The organism is Dyella sp. PARNA 12/25, assembly GCF_055702865.1.
The window spans coordinates 24,367-43,881 of record NZ_JBVQCI010000018.1; the positions used below are offsets into that span (position 1 = coordinate 24,367).

The window sequence follows — 19,515 nt, forward strand, 5'->3', positions numbered from 1 at the left end:
CAGCACGCCCGTTGCAGCCTGTGCCGGAAGTCACCTGAGGCTTCCCCGGCTATGCACCAGAGCGCTCGTGCGCTCCGGTAAGGCTGCTGCAGGTTATTTCGGTGCGATATCGCGCATCTTCATTTCCAGCACGCGTCCATCGGCCAGTTTTAGGGTCAACGGTGTCCCTTCCGGTTGGCTGGAGCTCATGGCGCGCAAATCGTAAGAGCCAAGCGTCGATGCCGGCTTGCCGTTGGCCGCGACGATGGCGTCGCCTTCCTTGAGGCCCGCCTGCGCTGCGGGGCTGCCGGGCATGACATTGAGGACATCGAAGCGATCGGGCTGATCCTTCTTCTTGGTCACGCGGATACCGGCCATGGCGTAATGCGTGGCGGGAGCATTAGTGCGCGGCATCAGCACCATCTGCTGGCGTCGATAATCGAAATGCAGATTGAAGCGCGAAAGCACGTCCTGCCCGATATTGCCCGCTTCCGTGGGGTTGCCGGCAGCGCCCGCATCAGGGCGGGTAAGCATGACGACGACGTTGTCCAGCTTCTGCTTGCCCAATACGAGGTCGTGCGCGTGCGCAAGATGCGCGGTGAACAACCCGCCCACGGCACCCGTGGGAATGGGCGCACCGTCGGCATAACGAGCCGCGATACCGTTGCGTTCGGCCCATTGAGGGAAGGTCATCACATAGCCTGAGTTGCCTGTGTCGATGCCGAATATGCCTTTGTGGCCGTCTTGCTGCGCCATGATCAAGGGCATGTCGTCGGTGAAACGTAACGCCAGCGCATCACCCTTAGCTGCGGGAGGCGCCTGGCCGTGATCGAAAGGTTGCAGTAGCAGTTCGCCACGGTCGTAACTGAAGGTCACCGCGAAGCGCAAGAAGATTTCCAGGCCAAGGATGCCCGCAATCGGCTCCTTGCCTTCGCCACGCTCATAGAAGCCATAAGAGAAGGGCATCACGCTGAAGGGGAGGTCGCGTACGTGCGCGTCGCCCAGTGCCGTATCACCCACCACGGTGTAGGAGGAGCTCATGGTGCCGGGACCTGAGCCAGCGATGACGCCTTGGCCGCGTGTCTGCAAACCAAGCTTTGTCGCCGCATCGGCGGTGAGGATGGCGTGACCGCCGGTATCCAGGATGAAGGGCGCCGAGGGCCGCCCATTGATGCTGACATCAACCAGTACCACGCCACCCTCCATGCGCAGCGGTGTCGTGGCCGTCAATGCGTTGTGTGCGATGGTGACGTCGCGCACGTTATTGGCTGGGCGTTGGGTGTCGACGACGGCATCCTTGCCCAGGGCGCCGTAGCTTGTCACGATCGTGTCGCTCTCGATGACATTCGCACCAATGATGGTGTCTTGTGACTCATGAGTGCGGAAAGGCAGTTGCACGCCATCCACTGGACGATAGTCGGAGTAGCGCTGCGTTACGGTAAGAAATGAGTTCTGCCAGACAGCACGGTCCAGGCGATGCGTCGCGGGATCGATCCACAAAGTTATCGGTCGGCCACCCTCAGGCGTTGCCTCAAGGCGCTGATACTGACGCTGTCCATCTTTCGCATCCGGCAGCACGCGATAGCTGGTTGGAATCGACGGTCGCAGAAAGCCGAAACTGCGGAGCCAGGTCTCGTTGGCCGTGGTGACTTTTGCTTCATCGGAATCGAGTGGGTGCGCCAGGCCGGACATGTCCTGACGCCAGTGGTCTTGGGCATCGACACCCTCCGCCGCGGTGAACAGTTCGTTCTTCGCGGTGGTGATGTAGTACCCGTTGCGAAGGTTTACGGTGGTCTGCCACTCGTTAGTCAACCCTTCACTGGTGAGCTTTCCTTCGGCATGCCAGCCGCTGGCGTCATGCCAGTAGGTGCCGTAGGCAAGCCGCAGCTCGCGCAGCATCGCGTCCGCGTCGTTGACGTTGGTGGCCATGGCGGGGGAGGCCAAGCCGGTGAGCAGCAGGCCTGCAAAAACGAGGGAGCGTCGAAGCATGACGAGTTCCAGGTGGGGAATGGCGTGATAGTTGTCGAGCACAGGCGACGTGATCTAGCACGCCCGTGACAAATCAGGATGCGCTTTGCAATTGCTGCCGATAGTCACGGGGCGTCTGGCCCGTCACGCGTCGGAACACGCGTGCGAAATGACTCTGGTCGCTGAAGCCGGCGGCGGCCGCCACCTCGGCGATGGATCGTTGCCGGTCACTCAGTGCTGTGCGTGCCAGCTCGATGCGCAACTCCCGCTGATATTCGCCCACGGAAACCCCTAGCGCCTGCTGGAAGCTGCGCGCCAGATGCGAGGGATGCACGCCGGCCAGCGCCGCGAGTTCGTGCAGCGACAAGGTGGCGGAAGGATCGTCGTGCAGGCGATCCAGCACGCGCTGCAGCCACGCCGGTCGTCGAGTTGCGTCGCTCGCGCGGCAGGCGACTGCCGTCAACTCCAGCACCGCCGACTGTAGCGCGAGCGACGCCGCATCATCGGTGGCTCGCAGCTCGCTTTCGATGCGGGCGAGCAGACGATCGGCTCCAGGCAGACGCAACTGGCGATAGTCGCCAAGCAAGCGTGCAATGGCTTCATCGGTTCCGTCAGCGAAGAAAATGCTAATGCAGCGCGCGCCTTTGGGACCGAAGCGATTGGCGTGACGATGGCCTTGCGGATGCGTCAGCAGCAGTCCCGGCTCACAGGTAATGTCATGGCTCGCCGATTGCTGGCTGTATCCACCGGCCGCGACCAGACACAGATAAGCCTCATCGTGCTCATGCCAGGGCAGGGCATCGCCGCCGGTGTACGGCGTGGTCGATACCTGCACGCCGCCGAGTCGGCGTACGTGTTCGGGTGACCCGTAGTTGGCACGCTGAAGATGCTGCATGCCGCCAGTCTAGGCCGCGCACGCCCGGTAGCATGTGCCGTCGGTCAGGGCTGCAGGTGTGCGATGGCCCAGGCAGCGACGGCGGCGGGATGCTCCAGGTGCAAATGGTGTCCGCCACCCATATGCGTCACGGCCATATCGCCGACGCAGCTGGCGCGCGCCTGCATCTGCGCGCCCGGCAAATACGGCGTATCCGGCTGCGCCAGCAGCAAGGCGGTAGGTGCCTCGATGCCCTGCAACAGCGCGTGGATCTGAGTTTCGGCCATGCGCAAAGGCGAAGGCCGGTTGAGTCGCGGGTCGCTGCGCCAGTGCCATCCGTCCGTAGTTTCACGCAGGCCGCGCTCGACGATGGGGCGAGCCTGATCACCCGGCAGCCCACTGGCCATGGTGCGTGCGCTGATGGCTTTGTCGATGGACGGAAATGCCCGCAACGAACGCCCCGTGGCATGCGTTGTCATTGCATCGCGAAAGCGGCGCAGCGTGAGATGCCCGTCGTCGCCGATAGGACCAAGGCCTTCGATCAGCAAGAGTCGTTCGACCCGCTCCGGCTGTGCAGCCGCCACCAGTGCGGAGATACCCGCGCCGAGCGAATGGCCGAGCAACACGTAGCGCCGCAAGCCAAGGACATCCGTGGCGGCGAGCACGCTGCGCACATAGTCGACAAAGTGGTAGTGCATGCCTGCCGGCAGGTGATCGGAGTGGCCGTGCCCCGGCAGGTCCAGCGCGATAAATCGCCAGCGGTCGGCCAGCAGAGGCGCCAGCCGTGCATAACTGCCTGCATTGTCGAGCCAGCCGTGCAAGGCCAGCAACGGCGGCGCATCCGCCTTGCCCCATATCTGGGCGCGCAAGCGCAGGTGCGGTAGTGCGATGTCGTGTTCGACGGGGGACAGGGTGGCGCTCACGACGCTGCAAACTCCGCCCAGCCCCCAGCGTGCCGCATTACCAGCGCGGCGAGGCTCTCGACTTGCCCAGGCGTGTCGTTGAGTGCGGGGATGTAGCGCAGCTCGTCGCCGCCGGCTTCGCGGAAGAACTCATAGTTTTGCATGGCGATTTCTTCCAGCGTCTCCAGGCAGTCCACCGCAAAGCCGGGGCAGGCCACATCCAGCCTCCTGACGCCGCTGGCGGCCAGCTCGCGTACGGTGGCGTCGGTGTACGGCTTTAGCCATTGCTCACGACCGACGCGCGACTGATAACTCACCAGCAGCTGTGATTCGTCGAGCTTCAGCCGTTTGCGCAGCGCGCGTGCCGTCGCCTGGCACTGATCGAGATAAGGATCGCCCGAGCGCACGTAGCGTTCGGGAATGCCATGGAATGACAGCAGCAGTTTCTCGCCGCGTTCGTGGCTGGCCCACCACTGCTCCATGCTGCGTGCGAGCGCCTCGATGTGCGCCGCGTCGTCGTGATAGTCGTTGATGATGCGCAGCTCAGGTGGCCAGCGCAGCGACTTCATGGCGTCCGCCACGGCGTCGATCACCGATCCGGTCGAGGTGGCGGAATACTGGGGATACAGCGGCAGCACCAGCAAGCGCCTTACGCCTTCGCGCTGCAGTTGTTCGATCTGTTGTTGCACCGACGGCTGGCCGTAACGCATGGCCAGCGCCACGCGCACGGGGGCGCCCTGTTGGGATAGCGCCTCCTGCAGTCGCGTCGCCAGCGCCTCGCTGCCGACTCGCAGCGGCGAGCCCTGCGCCGTCCAGATGCGCTGATACGCATGCGCCGAGCGCGAGGGGCGCACGCGCAGAATCACCCCATGCAGGATCAGCCACCACAGCCAGCGCGGGTAGTCGATGACGCGGTGATCGCCAAGGAACTCAGCAAGGTACGGGCGGACGGCGCGTGCCGTCGGCGCCTCCGGTGTACCGAGGTTCACCAATAGCACTGCAGCCTGAACAGGCTGGTCATGGGAAGCACCGGCAAGGCCGGTATAGTCGTGGCTGCGTGGCATGGTGGCTGCGACGGAGAAAACCGTCGCAGAGTCTGCCACAAGCCGTAGTGGGCGCCGTGGGAACCTTCGCCGCAGGCGGTCCGTCCAAGAGTCAGCTCAGGAGTTGTCCATGTTCAAAGCATCCATGCGCCATCTGTTGCTCACCGCCCTGGTCCTGCTGCTGCCGGCCATGGCTGTCCATGCCGAAGACCCGCCGCTGGTGCGTGCCCAGAACTCCGTGCGCGTGCTCAACGACATCATGCAGGCGCCCGACAAATCGATTCCCACCGACCTGCTCAAGGACGCCAAGGCCATCGCGGTGATTCCGGACCTGCTGAAGGTGGGCTTCATCTTCGGTGGTCGCCGTGGCGAGGGCCTGATTTCGGTCAAGGCCCCGGATGGCACCTGGTCCAATCCCAGCTTCATCACCATGACGGGTGGCAGCGTGGGCTTCCAGGCGGGCGCATCGTCCACCGATGTGATCCTGGTGTTCCGCACCCAGCGTGGCGTGGACAGCATCGTCAATGGCAAATTCACCCTGGGTGCGGACGCAGCCGCGGCTGCTGGCCCGGTGGGTCGTACCGCCGCCGCATCCACCGATAGCGACTTCAAGGCCGAGATCTACTCCTATTCCCGTTCGCGTGGTCTTTTTGCCGGCGTGGCGCTGGACGGTTCGGCCCTGCGCATCGATTACGACGCCAATGCAGCCATTTACGGCCCGGGCGTGACGCCACGCCGCATCTTCGAAGGCGGGGTAAGCAACGTTCCCACCCAGGTGGTCGATTTCAGGGACCGCCTGGAGGAGTACACTCAGCGTTGATCTGTGGGAGGGGCGGCGCGATAGCGTGACGGCTTCGTTCCGCCGCTTGGACATCCCTGAGGCCTGATACATGAGCATTACCCATCTACTCATTCTGCTGGTCGTCGTCGTGCTGATCTTTGGCACCAAGAAGCTGCGCAACATCGGTTCCGACCTCGGCGGCGCCGTGCGCGACTTCAAGAAGGGCCTGGACGGTGGCGAAGACGCTGCCAAGCCGAATGATTCGACTGACCCGAATGAGCGTCTGCGCGCCGACCCGCCGGCCAGCGCGAGCCAGAACCAGAACCAGAACCAGCACGACACCACCGAGCAGAAGTAATTCGGACGGCTGGTAGGCGATGATCGAGATCAGCTTCGGCAAGCTGGTACTGCTAGCGCTCGTCGCGCTGATTGTGCTCGGCCCGGAAAAACTACCGCACGCAGCGCGCACCGCCGGTGCGCTGCTGCGTCGTGTGCGCACCGGCTGGGACAGCGTGCGCGCGGAAGTGGAGCGCGAGCTGCAGGTGGAGGAGATGCGCAAAACGGCGCGCGAAGCCGCGGCCCGCGCTGAAGCGGCACAGGCCGAACTCGACGAAACCCTGCGCAAGATGCGTCCCACTGGCGGTGAGCCGGCCGCCGCCGCCGCGCCCACTGCCGAACCGGTGATGACCGCCACGACTGCCGACACCGAGTCGGTCAAGGAAGCACCGCATGGCGGCGCCTGAGCTCGACGGCCCTGAGGCCGATAGCCTGGAACAGGGCCTGTTCTCGCATCTGATCGAGCTTCGTTCGCGCTTGATGCGCGCCATCATTGCCGTGGTGGTGGTGCTGGGCGCGCTGATTCCGTTTGCCAACCGGCTGTACACCAAGCTGGCGGCACCGCTGGTGTCGCGTTTGCCTGAGGGCTCGCACCTGATCGCCACGGAAGTGGCGAGTCCGTTCGTGACGCCGTTGAAGCTCGCGTTCTATGCGGCGTTGTTCATCAGCATGCCGGTGATCGTTTATCAGCTGTGGGCCTTCGTGAGCCCCGGCTTGTACCGCAACGAAAAGCGGCTGGCGCGTCCGCTGCTGGTGGCTGCACTCGTGCTGTTCTACCTGGGCTGCGCGTTTGCCTATTTTCTGGTGCTTCCGGCGGCCTTCCGCTTCCTGACGGCGGTGACGCCGCAGGGCGTGGAGATGATGACGGACATCACGCACTACCTCGATTTCGTAACGCTGATGTTCTTCGCCTTCGGCCTGTGTTTCGAGGTACCGGTGGCGGTAGTGATTCTCGCAGCGATCGGCGTGGTGAATCTGGAGCAGCTGCGCAATGGTCGTCGCTACGCCATCGTGGGTGCCTTCACCATTGCCGCCTTCATCACGCCACCGGACATCACCTCGATGATCATGCTGGCAATTCCGATGTGCTTACTCTACGAACTGGGCCTGCTGGCAGTGCGCTGGTTGATCAAGCCCACGGATGCGGCTGCGACATGAGCGACCTCGCGGCCCGCATCGAGGAACTGAAGTCCTCGTTGCAATTGCAGCCGCATGTCGAAGGTGGGCATTACCGACGCTTTCATCCGCCCAAGGGTGATGGGGCGGAAGCTCGCCATGCCATGAGCGCCATCCACTATTTGCTGGAGGCGGGCCAGTTCAGCAGTTGGCATCGCGTGGATGCCGAGGAAGCCTGGCATTTCGTCGAGGGCGAGCCGCTGGAGCTGTTGATCTATCACCCCAAGCGCAACCATCTGGAGCGTTGCTGTCTGGGGGTGTTGGGTGCCGATGTGAAGCCGATGGCGGTGGTTCCTGCGGGTGCCTGGCAGGCGGCGCGGCCGTTGGGGCGCTATGCGTTGATGACGTGTGTGGTGGCGCCGGCTTTTGAATATGACGGGTTTGAGTTGTTGGCAGAGGGGGATCCGCTGGCGGGGCATTTGGCGGGGTTGGTGCCGGAGATTGGTTTCTGACTTTTGTTTCCTCGCCTCTTCGGGAGAGGGTTAGGGCGAGCCCCGAAAGAGGCGTAACGGTAGGGTGCTTGCGAGATCGTCTGTCCCCCTCACCGTCATCCCCGCGGAAGCGGGACAAGCGCGAAGCGCGCAGAACGCCCGTAGGGCGGCCCCGAAGGGGCGAGCGAAGCGAGTCATCCAGTGACTTTGCTCTCGGCCTTGAATGTGGCGATACCGCCAGCGTGCCGCCTACGACGCAAAGCTAGTCCCCGTGGGACGCTCGAGTCACTTTTCTTTTGCTGGCCCAAAAGTCCCACGGGGATTAGCTTCGCGTCAAAAGTAACCCAAAGAAAATGGCCTTAAGAGCGAGGTGGTCGTAGCGTCGTGACTGATACGAGCCTTGCCGTCCGCGAAGCCCGAATCGTCACGATCGCACGACATGCAGTACGGCTACACCGCAACGCGCCTTAGCGAAGAGGGCTTTATGCGGTCGCTCGATGGTTGCGCGTCGGGACGTTTGCGACGCACCACACTTCTCCCTCTCCCCTTGGGGGAGAGGGCTGGGGTGAGGGGTGGGTGCTCGCGGGAGATCTGCAAAAAAAAGGGCCCGCTCTTGATGGTGGGCCATCGCAAGATTGACCCCTCACCCTAACCCTCTCCCCGAAGGGGAGAGGGAACTAAAAGCCTATTTATGCCGGGCGTTAGTGCTTCGTCGCCGGCGCCGTCGGCGCGACGCGATTCAACGCCAATCCCTTCAACACATTCAACGCCTGCGACAACGCATAGTCCTGCGTAGCGAGCTTGGCGTTCTCGGCGCTGCCATCGTTGTCGATGTCCTTGCCACCCTTGCCATCCTCATTGGCGAGGTGGTTGGGCAGGTCGGCTTCGGAGCTGATCAGCACGGCTGCACTGTCGGTCTTGTTCACTGCGAGGTCGGCCAGGGCGATGTCGGGCTTGATACCTTCGGCCTGGATCGAGGTGCCTGCGGGTGTGTAATAGCGCGCGGTGGTGATCTTCACCGCGTGCTCGGCATCGAGCGGCAGCACGGTTTGCACCACGCCCTTGCCGAACGTGCGGCGTCCGATGATCAGTGCGCGGCGATTGTCCTTGAGCGCGCCGGAGACGATTTCCGCCGCGGAGGCGGTGCCGTTGTCTACCAGCACCACCATCGGTGCGCCGTTGAGCAGGTCGCCCGGATGCGCTTCGAAGCTGAGGTTGGAATCCTGCAGGCGGCCGCGTGTGGTGACGATGGTGCCGCTGTTGAGGAAGTCGTCGCTTACACCAACCGCCGCCGTGAGCAGGCCACCCGGGTTGGAGCGCAGGTCGAGGATCGCGCCCTTCTGAGGACCGTTCTTGCGGATCAGCTCGTTGAGCTTCTTTTCGAGGTCAGCCGCGGTGTCGTCCTGGAACTGGCTGATGCGGATGTATGCATAGCCGGGTTCGATTTGGCGCACTTTGACGCTGGTGACCGAGATGCGCTCACGCACCAGCGGAATGTCCACCGGCTTGTCGCTCTTTTCGTGCAGCACGGTGAGGGTGATCTTGGTGCCCGGGTCGCCGCGCAGCTCCTTGAACATCTCGTCGATGTTCTCCGAGTCCACCGGCTTGCCATTGACCTTGACGATGGTGTCGCCGGCCTTGATGCCGCCACGGGCCGCCGGGGTGTCGTCGATGGGGGCGACGATGCGCAGCGTGCCGTCCACTTGCAGCACTTCAATGCCCAGGCCGCCGTACTGGCCGGTGGTGTCCTCGCTGAGTTCGGCCAGGCCGTCCTTGTCCAGGTATTCGCTGTGCGGGTCCAGGCCACTGAGCATGCCGCTGATGGCGGCCTTCATCAGCGTCTTGTTGCTCACCGGCTCCACATAGGCCTGGCGCACAATCTCGTACACGCGGCTGAAGTTGCGGATGTCGTCCAGATCCACCTGGTCGGGCACGGCTGCCGCCGCAGCGGGCGTGCTGGCCGGGGCGGCCGGGCGCTTGGCGCCGGTGTTCTGCACGGGGGCGGTCTGGGCCTGCGCCAGCGGCGCCGCCAACAGCAGGACGGCCAGGCTCAAGGTGGAAAACCGCATGGTATGGGGGACTCCGGGGAAAACAGGGGGTATGGCCGACAGGGCGCAACGTAGCTGCTTGGACAGCCGATTTGCACCGAAATTCAGTGCCATGGCATGTAGATTAGCGTGCGACGCCGCGTACCCGGCGTCAACGTGCTTTACCCAGCCATGTGCGCGGATCCACGGGTTTGTTGTCCTGGCGCAGCTCGAAATAGACGCCGGTATTGACCCCGGTCGGGGCGCTGGCCGTGCCGACCACCTCGCCCGAGCTCACCTGGTCGCCCACGCCGTGCAGGATGGTTTCGTTGTTTCCGTACATGCTCATCCAGCCGCCGCCGTGGCTGACGATCACCAGCATGCCGTAGCCGCGCAGGAAGGCCGCGTAAACCACGCGACCCGCCGCGACCGCGCGTACGTCGCTGCCGCCGGGGGCCTTGATCAGCACGCCGTTGCCGTAGGTGTTGACTGCACCGGCAGCCGGCCATGGCAGGTTGCCGCGAATATTGGCCAGGCCCTTGCCTGCAGGTGGCGCCGCGCTGCCCGCATTGGCACGGGCGGCGCGCTCGGCTTCGCGGGCGGCTTCGGCAATGGCCTTCTGCAGCTTCTCCACCAGCTGGTTGAGGGAGGCTTCGTTCTGCTTGAGGGCAGCCAGCCGGGCGCCCTGGTCCTTGTACTGGGCGTCGGTATCGGCCACCAGCCTGGCCTGGCTGGCACGTTGCTGCTCCAGCGCCTTGGCCTGGGTCTCGCGTTCGGCGCGACTGGCTTGCAGGGCCTGCTGTTGCGCGGTGATCTGGGTTTCCAGGTCCTGCAGGCGGGCCAGGTCGCCCATCAGTTTCTGCACGCGTTGCACCCGGTCCTCCTGGAAATACTTGGAGTAGGCCAGCGCCTGGGAGATGCGGGCCACGTCTTCGTCACCCATCAGCAGGCGCAGGTCTGAGCCGCGGCCCAGTGCATAGGTGGCGCGCAGCAGGTCAGCGATCGCTGCCCGCTGGCCTTCGAGATTCTTCTGCAGTTCGGCACGCTGAGCCTGTAGTTGGTCCAGGTCTTTCTGTTTGGCCGTCAATTGCGTATCGGTGTCGCGAACGGCCTTGGCCGCAGTGGCCACGGCATTGGCCTGCTTGGCCAGCTCGGCGGTGGCGCTGTCGCGCTTGGCCGCCGTCTCCGCCTGTTCCTTGGCCAGCGCGTCCATCTTGCTGCGCACGTCCGTGAGCTTCTTCTCCGCCTCGGCCTGCTCGGCCTTGGTCTTGTTGTCCTGCGCTGCCCACGCGGGCAGGGCGACGATGGAGAGGGCGAGCGCGCCAGTGATGGCGCAGGCAAGGGGGCGGGCAGAACGGACAGGTATCGGCATCGGCCGATTATCACAGAGCGCGATGACGGCGCGCGAGCCGCTCTCTGCCGCGCATCGAGCCGGTCGGTGGATGGGAAGGCTGTCGTCGATACCCGCACTGGTATGCCCGATCGCATCGCCGGATTCGCCGCGCGCGTTACTTCAAGTCGAGCAGCGCACAACGAAGTGGTCTCATCGATGCACGTGCTGCGCTGCATTCACTGCGCGCGTGATTTGTCCTGCGGACAAAAATAATTCCAATTGAAACTTTCATTTGGACGTAAAGATGTCTTTGACGCGACGCACCAATTGTGTTTTATTCAAAGCCACACTCGGACATGTGGCAGCGGCGCCTTCGGCACCGTTGGGACCGCGTGTCCTTATCCATCGGCCGGGGAGGCAAGATGGCGAAGGCAGTTTCAGCGACGCTTTACGACGTTGCATTCGAGCACGATAGCTGTGGCTTTGGCCTGGTCGCGCAGATCGATGGGCACGCCAGCGCGTGGGTGGTGGACACCGCTTTTGCAGCGCTGGCCAAACTGTCCCATCGCGGTGGCATCAATGCCGATGGCGTGAGTGGCGATGGCTGCGGCGTGCTGTTTCATCGTCCGCTGAACTGGCTGAAGGCGCTTGCCGCCGAGTCGGGTATTGCGCTGGGTGACCGCTTCGCGGCGGGTGTGGTGTTCCTCGATCCGAAGGGAGGCGATGCTGCCGTAATGACCTTCGAGCAGCGCCTTCTTGAAGAGGGCTTGCGCGTAGCAGGCTGGCGCGATGTAGCCGTCAATGCAGACGCTTGCGGTCCACTCGCGGCGGCTGCACAGCCCCGTGTGCGGCAGATTTTCGTTGAGCCCGCGGCATCAATGGATGATGGCGTGTTCGAGCGTTTGTTGTTCCGAGCACGGCGCCGAGCGGAAATGGCGTTGGCAGACGACCAGCATTTCTATGTGGTTACGCTGTCGGCACAAGTTATCGGCTACAAGGCGATGGCGGCGCCCGGCCACCTGCGCGACGTATTTGCCGACCTCAGGCATCCGGCTCTTACCGCCGATGCCGTGGTGTTCCACCAGCGCTACTCCACCAATACATTGCCGCAGTGGCGGCTCGCGCAGCCGTTTCGGCTACTGGCGCACAACGGTGAGATCAACACCATCCGTGCCAACCGCCGCTGGATGCAGTCACGCGAATCCATCCTGCATTCGCCGCTGGTGGATCTCTCCGAAATCGGCCCACTGGTCAGCCAGACGGGTTCGGATTCGGAGAGCCTCGACAATGCGCTGGAAGTGCTGATCGCGGGCGGACTCGATCTGTTGGCCGCGATGCGCGTGCTGGTGCCACCGGCATTCGCTGCACGCGAGGGCATCGACGAAGACCTCGCGGCGTTCTACGAGTACTACGCGCTGCACAGCGAGCCGTGGGATGGCCCCGCGGGGCTGGTGATGTGCGATGGCCACTACGCGGCCTGCACGCTGGATCGCAACGGCCTGCGCCCCGCGCGATGGGCCTTGTCGGCAGACAACCATCTCATCGTCGCCTCCGAAGCGGGTCTGTGGGATGTGCCGTCCTCCCAGGTGGTCGCCAAGGGTCGGCTGGCGCCGGGAGAGATGATCGCGGTGGATCTGCAGCAGCATCGCCTGTTGCGCGACTCGGATATCGATGACATCAACCGCAAACGCGCGCCGTTCCGCGACTGGCTGCGCGCTGGCGTGAGCTACCTGGAATCGGATCTCATCGACCCGTCGCTGGCGGCGGAACCGCTGCCGGCAGATGAGCTGCGTCGTTACCAGAAGCTGTATGGACTTTCGCGCGAAGAGCGCGAGACGGTGCTCAAGGCCATGGTGGAACTGGAGCAGGAAGCTACCGGTTCGATGGGCGACGACACGCCGGTCGCGGCGATGTCTCGCCAGGTGCGCCCGCTGTTCGATCGTTTCCGCCAGGGCTTCGCGCAGGTCACCAATCCGCCGATTGATCCGCTGCGCGAGAAGCTGGTGATGTCGCTGGTGACGCAGATCGGCCCCGAAGCCAACGTGTTCGACCTGACGCCGGAAAACGCAAGGCAGGTTCTGATCAATTCGCCGGTACTTTCGCAGCGCAAGCTACGACAGTTGCTCGCGCTGCCCCAGTTTGTCGATACGCCACGCTTCGACCTGATGTATGCGCCAGAGGAGGGGTTGGAAGCTGCGCTCCGCCGTCTGTGTGCAGATGTGGAGCACGCCGTGCGTAGCGGGTGCTCGCTGGTGTTTCTCAGCGACCGTTATCCGCAGAAGGATCTGCTGCCGATCCACTCTCTGCTTGCCGTGGGTGCGGTACATGCGCATCTCATCGACCAGGCGCTGCGCTGCCAGTGCAACATCGTCGTGGAAACAGCGACGCCGCGCGACCCTCATCAGTTCGCGTGTCTGCTCGGCTTCGGTGCCACGGCCATCTATCCCTGGCTGGCCTACCAGAGCCTGTTTGAGCTCGGGCGCGAAGGTCATATCGCCAGCGATCGCTTCGAGGTGGGCCGAAGCTACCGGCGCGGCATTCGCAAGGGCCTTCTCAAGATCCTGTCCAAGATGGGCATCTCCACCGTTGCGGGCTATCGCGGTGCGCAGCTATTCGAAATCGTCGGGCTCGCGCCCGAGGTGGTGGCGCTTTGCTTTCCCGGCACGCCCTCGCGTATCGGTGGTGCGGGCTTTGCGGAACTGGAACAGGATCAGCGCATTCTTGCTGCGGAAGCCTGGACTGATGCCTCACCGCTGCGCGCAGGCGGCATCTACAAGTTCGTGTACGGCGGCGAGTACCACATGTACAACCCGGATGTGATCGCCAGCCTGCAAAAGGCGGTGCGCACGGGTGACCATGCAGACTATCGCGCCTACGCGAACTTTGTGGACCATCGCCCGCCATCGGCATTGCGAGACCTACTCTCGCCGCAGCCATTGGGATCACCCATTCCGCTGGAAGAGGTGGAGTCGGCCGAAAGCATTCTGCGTCGCTTCGACTCGGCGGGCATGTCGCTGGGCGCATTGTCTCCCGAAGCGCATGAGGCGCTTGCCATTGCGATGAATCGACTTGGTGCGCGCAGCAACTCCGGTGAGGGCGGCGAAGACCCCGCGCGTTACGGCACCGAGAAAACCTCGAAGATCAAGCAGGTCGCCTCAGGTCGTTTCGGCGTGACGCCTGCGTATCTCGTCAATGCGGAAGTGCTGCAAATCAAGATTGCCCAAGGCGCCAAGCCGGGCGAAGGTGGCCAGCTGCCGGGCCACAAGGTCGACGCCACCATTGCGCGGCTGCGGTACGCCAAGCCCGGTATCGGCCTGATCTCACCGCCACCGCATCACGACATCTACTCCATCGAAGACCTGGCCGAACTGATCCACGACCTGAAAGAGGTCAATCCCGAAGCGCTCGTTTCAGTGAAGCTGGTCAGTCATGCCGGTGTGGGCACGGTCGCTGCGGGTGTCGTGAAGGCGGGCGCCGATCTCATCACCGTGAGTGGTCATGATGGTGGTACCGGCGCGAGCCCGCTTACATCCATCAAATACGCGGGCACACCGTGGGAACTGGGGCTGGCCGAAACGCAGCAGACGCTGCGCCGCAATGACCTGCGTGGTCGGGTGCGCCTGCAGACCGACGGTGGCCTGAAGACCGGTCTCGATGTCATCAAGGCTGCGCTGCTCGGTGCCGAGAGTTTCGGCTTCGGCACGGGACCCATGGTGGCATTGGGTTGCAAGTACCTGCGCATCTGTCACCTCAACAATTGCGCTACCGGTGTTGCCACACAGCACCCAGTGCTGCGCAAGGAACACTTCATCGGCCTGCCGGAGATGGTGATGAACTACTTCCGCTTTATCGCGGAAGACGTGCGCACTCATCTAGCGCAACTCGGCGCGCGCGACTTGGGCGAGATCATCGGCCGCGCGGATCTTCTGGAGCAGGTGGATGGCACCACGCCGGTACAGCACCGATTGGACCTGACGCCTTTACTAGGCGACGGTTCGCTGGGAGCAAATGTTGACTTCTCCTGCTCGTTGCCACGCAACCCGATGCGTGATGAGGCCGAATTAGCCGCGCGTATCCACGTGATGACGCTCGATGCGGTTGAGGGCAAGCGCGGTGGCGAATTTGCATTCGACATCGCCAACACCGATCGCGCGATTGGCGCGCGTCTCTCCGGCGACGTGGCGCGTCGTTACGGCGATCACGGCATGGACGAACACCCGATTCTGCTAAGGCTCACAGGCGCTGCGGGTCAGAGCTTGGGCGCATGGAATGCGGGTGGCGTGCATATCGACCTCACCGGCGAAGCCAACGACGGCGTCGGCAAAGGCATGGCCGGTGGCCGCATCGTGGTGCGCCCACCGGCGGATTCGCCCTTCGCTACTCAAGACGCCGCCATCATCGGCAACACCTGCCTGTACGGCGCCACCGACGGCGAGCTGTACGCCGCCGGCCGCGCGGGCGAGCGTTTCGCGGTACGCAATTCCGGCGCGCTCGCTGTGGTGGAAGGCGCAGGCGATCACTGCTGCGAGTACATGACCGGCGGCGTCGTTGCCGTGCTCGGCAAGGTCGGCCTCAACTTCGGCGCGGGCATGACTGGCGGCTTCGCTTATGTGCTCGACATCGAGCGCACCTTCGTCGACTGCTACAACCACGAGCTGGTGGACATCCTGCGCATCTCGCCTGAAGGCATGGAGCACTACATGCAGCATCTACGCGGGTTGGTGGCGCGTCATGTCGAACTGACCGGCAGCGATTGGGGGCGCCACATCCTGCGCGACTTCCGTGGCCTGCAATACAAGTTCTGGTTGGTGAAGCCCAAGGCGGCAAGTCTGGCGGCGCTGGCGGAAGAGCTGAGGAGCGCGGCATGAGCGACAAGATCTTCCAGTTCCTCAATGTGTCGCGACAGACCCCGCGTACCGTGCCGGTATCCATCCGCGTACTCGGCTACGGCGAGATCTCCGGTGATTTCGGTTCGCCCCAGGCCGCCACGCAGGCCGAACGTTGCATTGATTGCGGCAATCCGTACTGCGAACACGCGTGCCCCGTGCACAACTACATTCCGAATTGGTTGAAGCTGGTGCAGGAAGGTCGCTTGATGGAAGCGGCTACGCTGATGCACGAGACCAACCCTTTACCGGAAATATGCGGCCGCGTGTGCCCTCAGGACCGTCTATGCGAAGGTGCCTGCACGTTGGAACAAACCGCGTTCGGCGCGGTGACCATTGGCAGCATCGAGCGCTGGGTGACCGATGAAGCGTTACGTCAGGGCTGGCGGCCGGATCTCTCTGCCGTGGTGGAAACCGGCAGGCGCGTCGCCCTTGTTGGTGCCGGCCCCGCCGGCCTGGCCTGTGCTGATCGCCTTTGTCGCGCTGGCATCGCAGCGGACGTCTACGATCGACAGAGCGAGATTGGTGGACTGCTGACCTTCGGTATTCCCCCTTTCAAGCTGGACAAGGGTGTGGTTCGTACGCGTCGCGAGCTGCTCGAAGGGATGGGGGTGCGCTTCCTGCTGAATTGTGAAGTGGGGCGTGACATCGAGTTTGGTCAGTTGCTGGACGAGTACGACGCCGTGTTTGTGGGCACGGGTGCCTACACTTACGTTGATGCGGCGTTGCCCGGTCGCGACCTGCGCGGTGTCCATGATGCGCTGCCGTTCCTGATTGCCAACACCGAGCGCTTGCTGAGGGATGAAGCACCGCCACCGGCTTTTGACTTCCGTGGCAAACACGTGGTGGTGCTGGGTGGTGGCGACACCGGCATGGACTGCAATCGCACCGCCATTCGCTTGGGTGCGTCCAGCGTTACCTGCGTCTATCGCCGCGATGAGGCCAATATGCCGGGGTCGGCGCGCGAGGTGAATTACTGCAAGGAGGAGGGTGTCACTTTCCTGTTCCAGCGGCAGCCGTTGGAAATTCTTGGTGGTGCGCGTGGCAACGTACGCGGCGTGCGTGTTGTTGAGACCGCACTTGTTGATGATGGATCGGGTCGTTTGCGTCCACAGAATGTGGCCGGGTCGGAGTATGTGATCGACGCGGATGTGGTGATTCAGTCGTTCGGTTTCCTGCCGAGTCCGCCGGATTGGTTGCGGTCGCATGGCGTGGTACTCGATAGGACGGGGCGTGTCATTACTGGTGCAGACGGGGCGTTGCCGCATCAGACAAGTCATCCGCAGATCTTCGCGGGTGGCGACAATGTGCGCGGGGCGGATCTGGTGGTGCGGGCGGTGTATGACGGGAGGGAGGCGGCGGCTTCGATGGTGAGGATGTTGAGTGAGGTGGAGTCGACAGCATTCGCACACGCGTAGCAGCTTTCTTTCACTTCTCTCATTTGGGGAGATGGTTGAGGTGAGGGGGTGAGCTCGCAATAACGCGTGTCCCCCTCACCGTCATCCCCGCGAAGGCGGGGATCCAGTGACTTTGCTCTCGGCTCTGAACAAGGCGCTGCCGCCAGCGTGCCGCCTACGCGGCGGGCGTTTCGATCGTCTGCCGACGCTCGAGTCACTTTTCTTTTGCTGGCCCAAAAGAAAAGTAACCCAAAGAAAACGGCCTCAAGAGCGGGGTGATCGTAGCGTCGTGGTTAATACGAGCCTTGGCACTAACGAAGCTCTGAACGTCACGATCGCCCGACACGTGTTACGGCTACACCGCAACGCGCCATGGCGAAGAGGACTTAAAGCGGAGGCTCGCGTCGGTGCACGCTAGGCGTTCGCGATGCACCGCACTTCTCCCTCTCCCCTCCGGGGAGAGGGCTGGGGTGAGGGGCCAATCTTGCGACGACGGATGTTCATGCGCGCGGCCATCCTTCAGCGCAGCTCTCGCTCGGCAGCTAACGGGAACAGAGCGCTAGCGCAGCACGGTCTCACCTTTGCGCTACGCTTGCTCGCCCCCAAGACCCACCGGAACCCAACCCCATGCGCCTCGGCCTCGCCGCCAACCAACTCCATCACGCCCATGCGGATGCCGCGCTCTTCCGCTGGTTGCGTGCCTGCGAGGCTGGCATTCGCGAACTGAATCTGGGGCTGCACGCCGTGGGCCGCACCTACGACACCATTCATCGCACCGGTTATCTGGATGGCTATGCACCGCTGAAGCGTTATCCCTATGGGCGCGAGGGTGGCCTGATGAAGTTGGTCGCCGAGGTGGTTGGCTTGGGTGACGATCGTGTGTTGGACGGCGCGATCTACCTGATCGATCCGGTCGATCCGTCATCGATTTTTCCCGAGGCGGTGGCGCTGAAGCGTCAGTGCGTGATTCACGGTAAACCCTTCATCTCTACCGTGGCCTCTGCACGGGATTGGATTGAGATGGAGCGTATCCATGCCGGGATGGCGCTGGATCCCGGCGCGAATGGGTTTTACGCGTTGGAGACGCAGACTGTTGCGCTGATTGCACACGATGCGATGAAGCCGCAGATGCTCGCGTATGCCGCTGAGCACTTCGATGTGCTGTCGCGCTTTGCGCATCGCGTCGGCACGGGAACGACGGGGCAACGTTTGAACGAGCTGGCCTGGAGTCGCGGTTGGCCGGCGGAGGTGCCGTGGGTGACGCGCTATCAGAGTGGCCCGATGGGTGGGGATGCGCAGATTGCGGATCTGGTGCTGGAGCGGCGCTGCCAGCGCGCGATCTTCTTTGAAGACCCGCATGTGGCGCGGCAGCATGAGGCGGATATCCAGCTGCTGGAGCGTGCGGTCACCACTCGAACCGATGATGCGGTGTGCATGACTTCGCCGCGCGTGGCGGAGCGTTGGGCGGCGGCTGTGCGCAGACGTTGATCGCGCATGCTGGCGCTCGAGGAGACGCTAGCTGACAATGGTTGGCATATGCCGGGAGCCGCTTCGATATGTGCCTGATCGCCTTCGCATGGCAGGTTCACCCACGCTGGCGGCTATTGCTGGCTGGCAATCGTGATGAGTTCCACGCGCGGCCAAGTCTGCCCTTGGCACGTTGGGAAACGCTGCCGATTATCGCAGGGAAGGATTTGGAAGCCGGTGGCACCTGGCTCGGTGTTACTGACGGTGGGCGCTGCAGTGTCGTCACCAATGTGCGTGATCCACGCGATCCGCAACATGGGCGCTCACGTGGACTGCTTGCGCTGGATTACCTCGGCGGGGCCGCGGATGCATCCTCACACGCCGAAGCGCTGCTGAAGACCGCGGCGGACTACCGTCCATTCAATCTGCTGACCTTCGATGCCAAGCACGCGTTTTATCTCGGCAATCGACCCGATGCGCGTGCCCAGGCGGTGACGCCAGGCGTTCATGGTCTTTCCAATGCCGATTTCAACACGCCGTGGCCCAAGACGCGCGCGTTGATGCAGCGATTGCAGGCATGGATTGATGCAGGCCATGACGATGAGTTCGCGCCATTGTTCGAAGCGCTTGCCGACCCCCGTGGCTATCCCGATGACGAGCTGCCCGATACAGGTGTAGGTCTGGAACGGGAGCGTTGGCTGTCGTCCGCCTTCATACGCGGCGAGCACTACGGCACGCGCGCCAGCACGGTGGTGGCGATTGGGCACGATGGTCGCGGCGTAGTGGTGGAGCGGCGCTTTGGGCCGTTTGGTCGCGAGGAGGGTGAGACGGCCATGCCGTTCTCGCCCTGATGCCACCATCTAATGTAGGAGCGCACTTGTGCGCGACCGCGGCACGTCGGTCGCGCACAAGTGC

At 63.5% G+C, this 19,515-nt stretch carries 15 protein-coding genes; 9 read left to right on the plus strand and 6 right to left on the minus strand.

Annotated features, from left to right (window positions below; translation table 11 throughout):
- Positions 1 to 93 precede the first annotated feature (93 nt).
- The 4 genes from AC0GUR_RS20845 to hemH all read right to left on the minus strand — a co-directional run bounded on the left by AC0GUR_RS20845 (position 94) and on the right by hemH (position 4,787).
- The gene (locus AC0GUR_RS20845) at positions 94 to 1,968 is read right to left on the minus strand and encodes an aspartyl protease family protein (RefSeq protein WP_472879440.1); all 1,875 of its coding nucleotides are present in this window, start codon (positions 1,966 to 1,968) and stop codon (positions 94 to 96) included.
- Positions 1,969 to 2,041: 73 nt separating this feature from the next.
- Positions 2,042 to 2,842: a helix-turn-helix transcriptional regulator gene (locus tag AC0GUR_RS20850; protein ID WP_472879441.1), complete on the minus strand. Its 801-nt coding sequence runs from the start codon at positions 2,840 to 2,842 to the stop codon at positions 2,042 to 2,044.
- A 44-nt stretch (positions 2,843 to 2,886) separates the two neighbouring features.
- Entirely contained in the window at positions 2,887 to 3,744 is an 858-nt protein-coding gene (locus AC0GUR_RS20855) for an alpha/beta fold hydrolase (RefSeq protein WP_472879442.1), read from the minus strand.
- Positions 3,741 to 4,787 (minus strand): ferrochelatase, encoded by a 1,047-nt coding sequence (gene hemH, locus AC0GUR_RS20860; RefSeq protein WP_472879443.1) that lies wholly within the window; start codon positions 4,785 to 4,787, stop codon positions 3,741 to 3,743. The genes AC0GUR_RS20855 and hemH overlap by 4 nt, the downstream gene beginning before the upstream one ends.
- 109 nt (positions 4,788 to 4,896) lie before the next feature.
- Here hemH and AC0GUR_RS20865 point away from each other — a divergent pair, with 109 nt between their 5' ends.
- The 5 genes from AC0GUR_RS20865 to AC0GUR_RS20885 all read left to right on the plus strand — a co-directional run bounded on the left by AC0GUR_RS20865 (position 4,897) and on the right by AC0GUR_RS20885 (position 7,511).
- The gene (locus tag AC0GUR_RS20865; RefSeq protein ID WP_472879444.1) at positions 4,897 to 5,586 is read left to right on the plus strand and encodes a lipid-binding SYLF domain-containing protein; all 690 of its coding nucleotides are present in this window, start codon (positions 4,897 to 4,899) and stop codon (positions 5,584 to 5,586) included.
- Positions 5,587 to 5,656: 70 nt separating this feature from the next.
- The gene (gene tatA, locus AC0GUR_RS20870; protein ID WP_472879445.1) at positions 5,657 to 5,905 is read left to right on the plus strand and encodes a Sec-independent protein translocase subunit TatA; all 249 of its coding nucleotides are present in this window, start codon (positions 5,657 to 5,659) and stop codon (positions 5,903 to 5,905) included.
- A gap of 19 nt (positions 5,906 to 5,924) precedes the next feature.
- Positions 5,925 to 6,290 (plus strand): Sec-independent protein translocase protein TatB, encoded by a 366-nt coding sequence (tatB, locus tag AC0GUR_RS20875; RefSeq protein WP_472879446.1) that lies wholly within the window; start codon positions 5,925 to 5,927, stop codon positions 6,288 to 6,290.
- Complete coding sequence (gene tatC / locus AC0GUR_RS20880) at positions 6,277 to 7,041, plus strand: twin-arginine translocase subunit TatC (protein ID WP_472879447.1); 765 nt, start codon at positions 6,277 to 6,279, stop codon at positions 7,039 to 7,041. The genes tatB and tatC overlap by 14 nt, the downstream gene beginning before the upstream one ends.
- Positions 7,038 to 7,511 (plus strand): cupin domain-containing protein, encoded by a 474-nt coding sequence (locus tag AC0GUR_RS20885; RefSeq protein WP_472879448.1) that lies wholly within the window; start codon positions 7,038 to 7,040, stop codon positions 7,509 to 7,511. The genes tatC and AC0GUR_RS20885 overlap by 4 nt, the downstream gene beginning before the upstream one ends.
- 680 nt (positions 7,512 to 8,191) lie before the next feature.
- Here AC0GUR_RS20885 and AC0GUR_RS20890 read toward each other — a convergent pair.
- Positions 8,192 to 9,559 (minus strand): S41 family peptidase, encoded by a 1,368-nt coding sequence (locus AC0GUR_RS20890; RefSeq protein ID WP_472879449.1) that lies wholly within the window; start codon positions 9,557 to 9,559, stop codon positions 8,192 to 8,194.
- Positions 9,560 to 9,689: 130 nt separating this feature from the next.
- Positions 9,690 to 10,889, minus strand: coding sequence for a murein hydrolase activator EnvC family protein (locus AC0GUR_RS20895; RefSeq protein WP_472879450.1), 1,200 nt, complete (start codon positions 10,887 to 10,889; stop codon positions 9,690 to 9,692).
- Positions 10,890 to 11,272: 383 nt separating this feature from the next.
- Here AC0GUR_RS20895 and gltB point away from each other — a divergent pair, with 383 nt between their 5' ends.
- The 4 genes from gltB (at position 11,273) to AC0GUR_RS20915 (ending at position 19,451) form a co-directional block, all read left to right on the plus strand.
- Entirely contained in the window at positions 11,273 to 15,718 is a 4,446-nt protein-coding gene (gene gltB / locus AC0GUR_RS20900; protein ID WP_472879451.1) for a glutamate synthase large subunit, read from the plus strand.
- Positions 15,715 to 17,154 (plus strand): FAD-dependent oxidoreductase, encoded by a 1,440-nt coding sequence (locus AC0GUR_RS20905; protein WP_472879452.1) that lies wholly within the window; start codon positions 15,715 to 15,717, stop codon positions 17,152 to 17,154. The genes gltB and AC0GUR_RS20905 overlap by 4 nt, the downstream gene beginning before the upstream one ends.
- Positions 17,155 to 17,760: 606 nt before the next feature.
- On the plus strand, positions 17,761 to 18,621 hold the full coding sequence (locus AC0GUR_RS20910) for a methylglyoxal synthase (RefSeq protein WP_472879453.1): 861 nt from the start codon (positions 17,761 to 17,763) through the stop codon (positions 18,619 to 18,621).
- A 68-nt stretch (positions 18,622 to 18,689) separates the two neighbouring features.
- Complete coding sequence (locus AC0GUR_RS20915) at positions 18,690 to 19,451, plus strand: NRDE family protein (protein WP_472879454.1); 762 nt, start codon at positions 18,690 to 18,692, stop codon at positions 19,449 to 19,451.
- Positions 19,452 to 19,515 lie beyond the last annotated feature (64 nt).

Excerpts from the sequence above, each read along its gene's own strand:
- tatA (WP_472879445.1), top strand. The coding sequence starts at position 5,657 with ATGAGCATTACCCATCTACTCATTCTGCTGGTCGTCGTCGTGCTGATC.
- tatB (WP_472879446.1), top strand. The coding sequence starts at position 5,925 with ATGATCGAGATCAGCTTCGGCAAGCTGGTACTGCTAGCGCTCGTCGCG.
- AC0GUR_RS20865 (WP_472879444.1), top strand. The coding sequence starts at position 4,897 with ATGTTCAAAGCATCCATGCGCCATCTGTTGCTCACCGCCCTGGTCCTG.
- AC0GUR_RS20895 (WP_472879450.1), bottom strand. The coding sequence starts at position 10,889 with ATGCCGATACCTGTCCGTTCTGCCCGCCCCCTTGCCTGCGCCATCACT.
- AC0GUR_RS20885 (WP_472879448.1), top strand. The coding sequence starts at position 7,038 with ATGAGCGACCTCGCGGCCCGCATCGAGGAACTGAAGTCCTCGTTGCAA.
- AC0GUR_RS20850 (WP_472879441.1), bottom strand. The coding sequence starts at position 2,842 with ATGCAGCATCTTCAGCGTGCCAACTACGGGTCACCCGAACACGTACGC.
- gltB (WP_472879451.1), top strand. The coding sequence starts at position 11,273 with ATGGCGAAGGCAGTTTCAGCGACGCTTTACGACGTTGCATTCGAGCAC.
- AC0GUR_RS20905 (WP_472879452.1), top strand. The coding sequence starts at position 15,715 with ATGAGCGACAAGATCTTCCAGTTCCTCAATGTGTCGCGACAGACCCCG.
- AC0GUR_RS20910 (WP_472879453.1), top strand. The coding sequence starts at position 17,761 with ATGCGCCTCGGCCTCGCCGCCAACCAACTCCATCACGCCCATGCGGAT.
- tatC (WP_472879447.1), top strand. The coding sequence starts at position 6,277 with ATGGCGGCGCCTGAGCTCGACGGCCCTGAGGCCGATAGCCTGGAACAG.
- AC0GUR_RS20890 (WP_472879449.1), bottom strand. The coding sequence starts at position 9,559 with ATGCGGTTTTCCACCTTGAGCCTGGCCGTCCTGCTGTTGGCGGCGCCG.
- hemH (WP_472879443.1), bottom strand. The coding sequence starts at position 4,787 with ATGCCACGCAGCCACGACTATACCGGCCTTGCCGGTGCTTCCCATGAC.
- AC0GUR_RS20915 (WP_472879454.1), top strand. The coding sequence starts at position 18,690 with ATGTGCCTGATCGCCTTCGCATGGCAGGTTCACCCACGCTGGCGGCTA.
- AC0GUR_RS20845 (WP_472879440.1), bottom strand. The coding sequence starts at position 1,968 with ATGCTTCGACGCTCCCTCGTTTTTGCAGGCCTGCTGCTCACCGGCTTG.